Origin of the sequence: Infirmifilum sp., assembly GCF_049970975.1 — an archaeon.
In the GTDB taxonomy this organism is placed as follows: domain Archaea; phylum Thermoproteota; class Thermoprotei; order Thermofilales; family Thermofilaceae; genus Thermofilum; species Thermofilum uzonense.
The window spans coordinates 1-6,961 of the sequence record NZ_JBMFLX010000068.1 but is presented as its reverse complement, the minus strand read 5'-3'; the positions used below and the strand labels follow the sequence as shown (position 1 = coordinate 6,961).

11 protein-coding genes are annotated in these 6,961 nt (G+C 49.1%); 6 read left to right on the top strand and 5 right to left on the bottom strand.

What is annotated here, in order from left to right; all coding sequences use genetic code 11:
- Nucleotides 1-43: 43 nt before the first annotated feature.
- Both ACP5KC_RS07895 and ACP5KC_RS07890 read right to left on the bottom strand, forming a co-directional pair.
- Nucleotides 44-397 (bottom strand): aspartyl protease family protein, encoded by a 354-nt coding sequence (locus ACP5KC_RS07895; protein WP_273433839.1) that lies wholly within the window; start codon nt 395-397, stop codon nt 44-46.
- A gap of 133 nt (nt 398-530) precedes the next feature.
- Nucleotides 531-989 (bottom strand): 8-oxo-dGTP diphosphatase, encoded by a 459-nt coding sequence (locus ACP5KC_RS07890; RefSeq protein WP_273433841.1) that lies wholly within the window; start codon nt 987-989, stop codon nt 531-533.
- A gap of 178 nt (nt 990-1,167) precedes the next feature.
- Here ACP5KC_RS07890 and ACP5KC_RS07885 point away from each other — a divergent pair, with 178 nt between their 5' ends.
- From ACP5KC_RS07885 to ACP5KC_RS07865, 5 genes are read left to right on the top strand one after another with little or no spacing between them, the layout of a single operon-like run.
- The gene (locus ACP5KC_RS07885; RefSeq protein ID WP_428287197.1) at nt 1,168-1,854 is read left to right on the top strand and encodes an orotidine 5'-phosphate decarboxylase; all 687 of its coding nucleotides are present in this window, start codon (nt 1,168-1,170) and stop codon (nt 1,852-1,854) included.
- Nucleotides 1,844-2,374, top strand: coding sequence for an orotate phosphoribosyltransferase (gene pyrE, locus ACP5KC_RS07880; protein WP_052884040.1), 531 nt, complete (start codon nt 1,844-1,846; stop codon nt 2,372-2,374). The genes ACP5KC_RS07885 and pyrE overlap by 11 nt, the downstream gene beginning before the upstream one ends.
- Nucleotides 2,361-3,284 (top strand): aspartate carbamoyltransferase, encoded by a 924-nt coding sequence (gene pyrB, locus ACP5KC_RS07875; RefSeq protein WP_424739009.1) that lies wholly within the window; start codon nt 2,361-2,363, stop codon nt 3,282-3,284. The genes pyrE and pyrB overlap by 14 nt, the downstream gene beginning before the upstream one ends.
- A gap of 3 nt (nt 3,285-3,287) precedes the next feature.
- Nucleotides 3,288-3,758 carry an aspartate carbamoyltransferase regulatory subunit gene (gene pyrI, locus ACP5KC_RS07870; protein ID WP_052884038.1) on the top strand — a complete coding sequence of 157 codons (471 nt, stop codon included), beginning with the start codon at nt 3,288-3,290 and terminating at the stop codon, nt 3,756-3,758.
- Nucleotides 3,758-4,543, top strand: coding sequence for a dihydroorotate dehydrogenase electron transfer subunit (locus ACP5KC_RS07865; protein WP_428287196.1), 786 nt, complete (start codon nt 3,758-3,760; stop codon nt 4,541-4,543). The genes pyrI and ACP5KC_RS07865 overlap by 1 nt, the downstream gene beginning before the upstream one ends.
- Nucleotides 4,544-4,556: 13 nt before the next feature.
- On the opposite strand, the gene ACP5KC_RS07860 is transcribed toward ACP5KC_RS07865, so the two are convergent.
- On the bottom strand, nt 4,557-4,928 hold the full coding sequence (locus tag ACP5KC_RS07860; protein ID WP_052884036.1) for a hypothetical protein: 372 nt from the start codon (nt 4,926-4,928) through the stop codon (nt 4,557-4,559).
- A gap of 75 nt (nt 4,929-5,003) precedes the next feature.
- Between ACP5KC_RS07860 and ACP5KC_RS07855 the strand changes: the two genes are divergently transcribed.
- Entirely contained in the window at nt 5,004-5,723 is a 720-nt protein-coding gene (locus tag ACP5KC_RS07855) for a glycerophosphodiester phosphodiesterase (RefSeq protein ID WP_273433849.1), read from the top strand.
- 23 nt (nt 5,724-5,746) lie between these two features.
- On the opposite strand, the gene ACP5KC_RS07850 is transcribed toward ACP5KC_RS07855, so the two are convergent.
- Both ACP5KC_RS07850 and ACP5KC_RS07845 read right to left on the bottom strand, forming a co-directional pair.
- A complete protein-coding gene (locus ACP5KC_RS07850) occupies nt 5,747-6,418 on the bottom strand; it encodes a hypothetical protein (protein WP_052884034.1) in 672 nt (223 codons plus the stop codon).
- 86 nt (nt 6,419-6,504) lie between these two features.
- On the bottom strand, nt 6,505-6,961 hold a 457-nt coding region (locus ACP5KC_RS07845; RefSeq protein WP_428287195.1), incomplete at its 5' end, for a hypothetical protein.

Here is a 6,961-nt window from a genome sequence, read left to right as displayed (position 1 = left end):
TTCTCTGAGTGGATAGATAGTTTCTCTAAATTCATTATGTAACTTATTTAAGAATTGCTCTAATTGGTCTTAGAACTCTTTTCAGGGGGTCGAGCATCAATCCGAATATTTCGAGCGTCACTGTGCCAAGCAAGTTTTCATCTTCAGATTCGCCCAGAATTACGGGTGTGTAGTATTCCCCGTAGGGAGGAAGCTCTATTATAACCTCGGAGAGCTGACGAGATATTGTCGAGCCATCGGCTAGGACAAGCTCAACTGATCTTTTTGGAGTAAGTCCTAATCGTTCCCATACGCTACGTTGGAGAACAGTGTAAGTTGCGCCGGAATCGACAAGAAACCTGACCTTCTCCTCTTTACCCTCCCACTTAACTATGCCCTCAACGTAAACTATACCCATATCTACTTCTCAAGGTCGGGTAATAACAGATAAACTTTATTTAGAAAAGAAGACTGAGTGACGTTGCCAGTGCATATTTCTCGGTTACACTTTTGTCTGGTCTTGCCTTTTTATCGTAGATGAGAGGCTAACCTTAATAGACTAAAATTCTAAACCCCTTTAACCTCGAGTAGTCTTGATTGAAGAAAAAGTGTCCTTCAACTTTATTTCCGGCCAGTACGTGGGGGAGCCAGTGTCTGTCGTCCTCCCACATCTCCTCAAAAGGTATGGATTTCAGGGAGACCCATACGGGCAAGGCCTCATCGGTCTCAATGGGTTGTCCCTCAAAGTTGTTGGTGGTGTAAACAAAGACTTCCCAGTCCGGTGTAGGGCTGGTCGAGTAAAAATAGAGGACACCAGCGTGTCTTAGATCATAGACGCTGACCCCGACTTCTTCTAGTACCTCCCTGGCGGCAGCCTCATAGGGGGATTCACCGTCATTTATCTTTCCTCCGATTCCGTTTATTTTCCCTGCGCCGAAGCCTGCTTTCTTCCTTATCAGGAGGAGCCTACCGGAATTAAAGATGAATGTTAGCGTCGCTCTTATCGTCAAGCGTGATCCTAGGAATTTTAACTTGTAAGGATAAAAGCTTTAGCTATGTGTTTGTGATGGCTTTCCCTCCTTCCCCACCGATAACAATGCGTCTACCGATTGTATTCATGTTTGCCATGAGGGCAATTCCTCCCAGAAAAAATTTATTAGCTTTGACAGAGTAAGCTGTAGCGGGCATTTGCCCAGGGATCTGAGGGACTTTGGGAAAAACAAGCAGTCATGGGTTATTCTAGCGCTAGACTATGCTCCCCGTGCTGACCCCCTATCCGAGTGGCAGGCGCTTATCGAAAAAACGATGCATCTTCTTGCAGGGGTCAAGCTGGGTCTCCCTGCCTTTCTAAGGATAGGTCCAGACGGCACAAAACAACTCATAGAGGAGTTCAAAGGAAAGCTATACTTCCTGGCCGACTTCAAGCTCGCGGACATACATGAGGTTGTCCAGGAGGAGCTCAGGCTGATTGAAAACCTTGGTTTTGACGGGGCTATTATCCACTTATTCCCCCGCTGCATCGAAGAACCCCTGCATACCCAACTGGAAGTCTTTGGCCTCGTCTCTATGAGCTGCAAGGAAAGCCTGGTAGATCACCACCTCGATGAGCTCTCCGGCTACGCCTCCAAGCTGGGGCTTAAGGGGGTGGTCGTTGGAGCTACGAAGCCAGAATCGATAAAGCGCGTCAGGAAGATGCTCCAGGACGCTGTGATACTTTCCCCGGGTGTGGGAGTTCAGGGCGCGGCTCCGGGCTCCGCTCTCGCCGCCGGAGCGGACTTCGAGATAATAGGGAGGTCCGTAATTTATTCGGTAGACCCCCTCTCGGAGCTAGAGAAAGTAGTGAGGGCTCAGAGGTTGGTGAGGCATGAAGGTTGAAGAGGCGTTGTTGAGGATAGGTGCCGTGCAGAGGGGTGTTTTTAAGTTATCCTCTGGTAGGACGAGCAACGTATATATTGATCTCCGGAAGCTTCCATCGCATCCCTCGGAGTTTCATCTTGTCGTGGATGAGATGGCCCGTAAAGCATGCATGCTTGAACACAAAGTAATCTGTGGGATAGCTGTGGGTGGCCTGCCGCTTGCAACTGGTGTAGCTTTAAGATTGGGTAGGCCCTTAATATACGTGAGAAAGGATAGGAAGGATCATGGCACGATGAAACAGCTCGAGGGTGACTATAACCAGGGGCAAAGGGTTCTTCTAATCGACGATGTTGCGACTACTGGTGGGTCACTTATAGAGGCTGCACGTATTTTAAGATCCTCGGGTCTCGAGGTTGCAGAGGCCCTGGTTGTCGTCGACCGAGAGGAAGGGGCACGGGAGGCCTTGAGGAGTGAGGGGATCGAGCTTTACAGTCTTACGACTCTTAAAAGAATATTAGAGGTGGCTGGGAGTGTTTAAGGGCCGGGATGTCTTATCAATACTTGACTTCACGAGGACAGATCTGGAAGAGTTGTTCGCCGAGACTGACAAAATCCTAGCCAGCCCCCACAGCTACGAAAATGAACTAAAGGGGTTCATCATGGCTACAGCCTTTTTTGAGCCCAGTACGCGTACAAGGCTAAGCTTCCATACGGCTATGCTCAGGCTAGGTGGTAGCTACATAGACCTGGGCGAGCTGGAGCGTAGCTCAGTTGCGAAAGGTGAAAACCTGGCGGACACTATCAGGATGCTAGACTCTTATGCCGACATCATAGTTGTCCGCCACAGGCTGGAGGGGGCTGCCAGACTCGCGGCAGAGATAGCCGAGGCCCCAGTTATAAACGCTGGTGACGGCAGGAAACACCACCCTACACAGGCCATGCTCGACCTCTACACCATCCGTAGGGAGAAAGGCGTCATCGACGGTTTAAACTACGGCGTCCTTGGGGACCTACGGTTCGGGCGTGCTGCGGCAAGCTTCATACTGGCGCTATCAATCTTCAAACCTAGGAAACTATACCTTATATCTCCAGAAATCCTCCGGGCACGCCGCGAGGTCCTGGAAACACTGGAATCCTCAAAAATTAGTTATGAGGAGGTGAATGACCTTGAAGCCGTGTTACCCGAGCTTGACGTCCTCTATGTGACCCGTGTCCAGAAGGAGCGCTTTCCCGATCCAGCTGAGTATGAAAAGGTCAGGGGGAGCTACATTGTTACGGCGAAGATGCTTGAGAAGGCAAAAAGGGATCTGATTGTTATGCACCCGCTCCCACGCGTCGACGAGATAGCCTATGATGTCGACAATACGAGGCACGCGCTCTACTTTAAGCAGGCGGAGCTCGGAGTGTGGGTGCGCATGGCTCTACTCAAACTCATATTGAAGGGGTGATCGATGTTGGAGGATAGGCTAATCGTGAGGAAGATTAAGGACGGCACCGTCATCGACCACATACCGGCGGGCAGGGCCTTCGACGTCTTAAAGATACTCGGTATAAAGGGTAAAGAGGATGTGACAGTAGCCCTAGTCATGAACGTTGAGAGCAAGAAGCTCGGGAAGAAAGATATAGTGAAGATTGAAAAACGCTTCCTCAAACGGGAAGAGGTAGACAAGATAGCTCTAGTGGCCCCGACAGCTACAATCAATATAATAAAGGACTACCAGGTCGTCGAGAAGAGAGACGTCCAGATACCGGACGAGATAGTAGGCCTCCTAAAGTGCATAAACCCTCTCTGCATAAGCAATGCCAGGGAGCCCGTGACTCCAAGGCTCAAGGTTGAGTCCAAGCAGCCCCTCAAGCTAAGATGCGTCTACTGCGATGAAGTATTCGGAGAAGAGGCCCTAGAGCAACTGGTGTCCAAGTAGTGCACATCCCAGCCGAAGTCGTTGAAGCTGAGCACAAAGGGAACAATGTAATCCTAAGACTTCGCGTTAACCTTGCCGTTCCAAGCCCAGGCCAGTTCATAATGCTGTGGGTTCCAGACATAGGGGAAATACCGCTAAGCGTGGCGGACTATGAAGCAGGGGAGCTACTCCTAGCCATAACTCGAAGAGGGAAAGTGACAGGTCATATCTACGAGAATGTGAAGGTAGGTGAAAGGCTTTTCGTTAGAGGCCCCTATGGCAAGCCCTTCACTCTCCCACCAAGTGGAACCAGAGCACTTCTAGTGGCCGGCGGTAGCGGTATAGCACCCATTCACTTCCTTGCAAAGAGACTAGCTGAAAGCCACGTAAACTGTACAGCGGTAATAGGCTTCAAAACGCTTAGAGAGGCACTACTCGTCGAATCCTTTAGGCGCAACTGCAGGACAATTGTCACGACCGATGATGGCACACTTGGAATCAAGGGCCTCGCGACCGAGGCTACAGAAAGGCTACTCGACTATGAGAGCTTCGACCGTGCTTATGCATGCGGGCCCGAACCATTAATAGAAAAGGCTCTCACGCTCTCATCATCGAAGAACATCCCCTTCGAAGCCTCAATGGAACGTTATATGCGCTGCGCGGTAGGTGTATGTGGCTCCTGTGTATTGGAACCAGTCGGTCTACGTGTATGCAAGGATGGCCCTGTCTTTCCTGATGAGGTGTTGAAGCAAATATATCATAATAATAAAAAATATGAAATCAATCTTAGAGAAGAGAAACATTAAAGCAGTGTTCTCTTTACTGCGCCTCGTCCTCGAACTCTATAGCACCCACTCCGTACCCCTTAATCGAGACTTCCACGCTGACTTTGTGTCTGCCCTTCTCGTAGGGGCCTCTTACCCGCACCTCGAGCTCGCTGCCCACCGGGACCTCCAGGGGGGCCTGAGGGGTAGGATCTGAGGTCACAGGTTTACCGTTAAGGAGGATTTCAACGCTTTGTTTCTCAACAACCTTGCCGTCCACCTGAACCTTTATAGGAGAGTCTACCTGCGCGGTTGCAAGATTGTTCCGAAGTTTAAACGACAAGACACCATCAGAAACCTTCATGCTCCCCTTAACGTAAAGCCGCCTGAGAAGGGCTTTAGGTATATAACCCATTTTCTCAACCAATTATCAGGCGTCTACAATCTTAATAAATCTTTATTTTCCAAAAAAGTTTTAAATCAACTACCCGGTGAAGAAGGTGTGCAAGACCTAAGAAGAAAGTTTATTCTAAGTGGACATAGAGGTGCTCGGGCACTCGCGCCTGAAAACACTCTCCCCAGCTTCCTGAAAGCCCTTGAGTGCGGGGCGACAGGGATAGAGTTTGACGTCAGGAAAACATTGGACAACATACCAGTTATAATCCACGACGATGAAGTCGACCACCTCACGGGAGTCAAGGCAAAGGTCAGCCAGCTCACCTTCCAGGAGCTTTCAAAGCTTAAGGTCCACGGGAAGGCAAGGATCCCCACGCTACGCGAGGTCCTAGCGCTGGCAAAGGGTAGACTCTACGTCGACATAGAGATCAAGGTCCCCGGCGTCGAGGAAGAGGTTGTAGAAGCTCTAAGAGAGCTAGACATGGTTCAGGACGCCATAGTAACATCCTTCCTACCCTCAACACTCGAGAAGATAAAACAGCTTGACCCCCGCATAGAGGTCGGTGTCCTCCTCGAGGAATGGGACGACGAGTACTTTGAGATCGCCCAAAAACTAGGGGCTACTGCCATCCTACCCGCATACGAGATCATCACACATGAGCTCGCCAAAAGCATTAAATCTAAAGGATATGCCATCATAACCTGGACAGTGAACGAAACCTCAATAGCTCAGAATCTTTTGAGTCTGGGCGTTGACGGCATAATAACCGATGATCCCTGCTCTCTCCGAGACATTGTACTGTCAGGGCGGTTGGCGAGTAAATAGCATCTCAGGCATTTTGTCAGGATTCACTGCGAAATTAGCCTCAGAAGTCGCCAGAGCTCAGGCGTTTGAAGACCCTTTTTCTCGTTGAGCCATCTAAGATAGGCCTCGTCCACGTTCCTCGAATTAACTATATAATTGAAGATGTACTCAACATATTCCCTAACATCTTCCTCTGTTATGTTGTCGGGGTCAAGCCTTTCAGGAGGAGGATAGGGCAGACCCCATGTGTCCACAGCCCTAGGAGCCACTTTAAAAGAGTTCGCTACAGTTACCCAACCTTCCCTCGTCTCCACATAGCTATCTGTCAGAGTCTTCCTCCACTCTTCGAGATTTATTTTCCCGCCAACCCTGACCCGAAAAGCAAGAGAGACAAGCTGGGAGGCGTTAGCAATAGCATCGGCAGCGTCGCGTAGATAGCAGAGTATGCGCTTCACACCTATTCTAGGCAGGCTTAGGATGAGGGGTTCCTCAATCCATAACCAGCTTGAGGCAAACTCCCCTAAAACCTCGCGAACATACTCGAAAACCCTGTGTACTCCTAGAACACCTTTAACATATAAGTTCAGTACGCGTTCAAGCTCTTTTGGGTATGGTAATTGCAGTACTTCAGGACTGAGCTCTTCCTCTAAAAGCTTGTTAGCTAGCTTAAATCTCCCCAGCCTGATCCTAGGACTGAGGAGAACGACTCCGCTCATTCGCCAAGAAATTTAGCCTTTAAAAGATTAAAAGGATTTCTAGTAACTGGGTTTCCTTATTACTGTTAGAATTCTAGCTTGTCATTCTATGCTGTTTTTTCTCGTACTCTTGCATAGAGCTTAGTCTTCTCGAAAAGCTGTTCTAGAGTCATAATGCTGACTCCATACTTGCGTAGCTGGTTATATCGCTCAGGGTCAGCCGTTAGGATGATAAACTTCTTCTCGGAAGCTATTGCTACGTTGACGATGTCTTCAAAATAAGGAGTTAGGTTATAGTGAAGCAAATCGCTCTGTATCTGCGCGATCATCTCAGAGACTTTATCCTCGAATTGGTCTATGACCGTGTATATCTTGCGCAACTTGGGAAGAATTCCTGTTATCTCAACCTTCCTCTCATGCGATAGATAAGTGAGGAGCTCTATTATCGATATGATAGACACGTGTAGGTTGTAATCGGCTACAAGCAGGGGCAAAAGCTGCTTATACTTTCTACTATGAAGGACTGCAAGGGCTGTTGAGTCAAGCAGGAGCGAGGTAGATCCT

Bases quoted from the DNA above. Each gene is read 5' to 3' on its own strand.
- pyrE (WP_052884040.1), top strand. From the start codon at position 1,844: ATGAAGGTTGAAGAGGCGTTGTTGAGGATAGGTGCCGTGCAGAGGGGT.
- ACP5KC_RS07850 (WP_052884034.1), bottom strand. From the start codon at position 6,418: ATGAGCGGAGTCGTTCTCCTCAGTCCTAGGATCAGGCTGGGGAGATTT.
- ACP5KC_RS07895 (WP_273433839.1), bottom strand. From the start codon at position 397: ATGGGTATAGTTTACGTTGAGGGCATAGTTAAGTGGGAGGGTAAAGAG.
- pyrI (WP_052884038.1), top strand. From the start codon at position 3,288: ATGTTGGAGGATAGGCTAATCGTGAGGAAGATTAAGGACGGCACCGTC.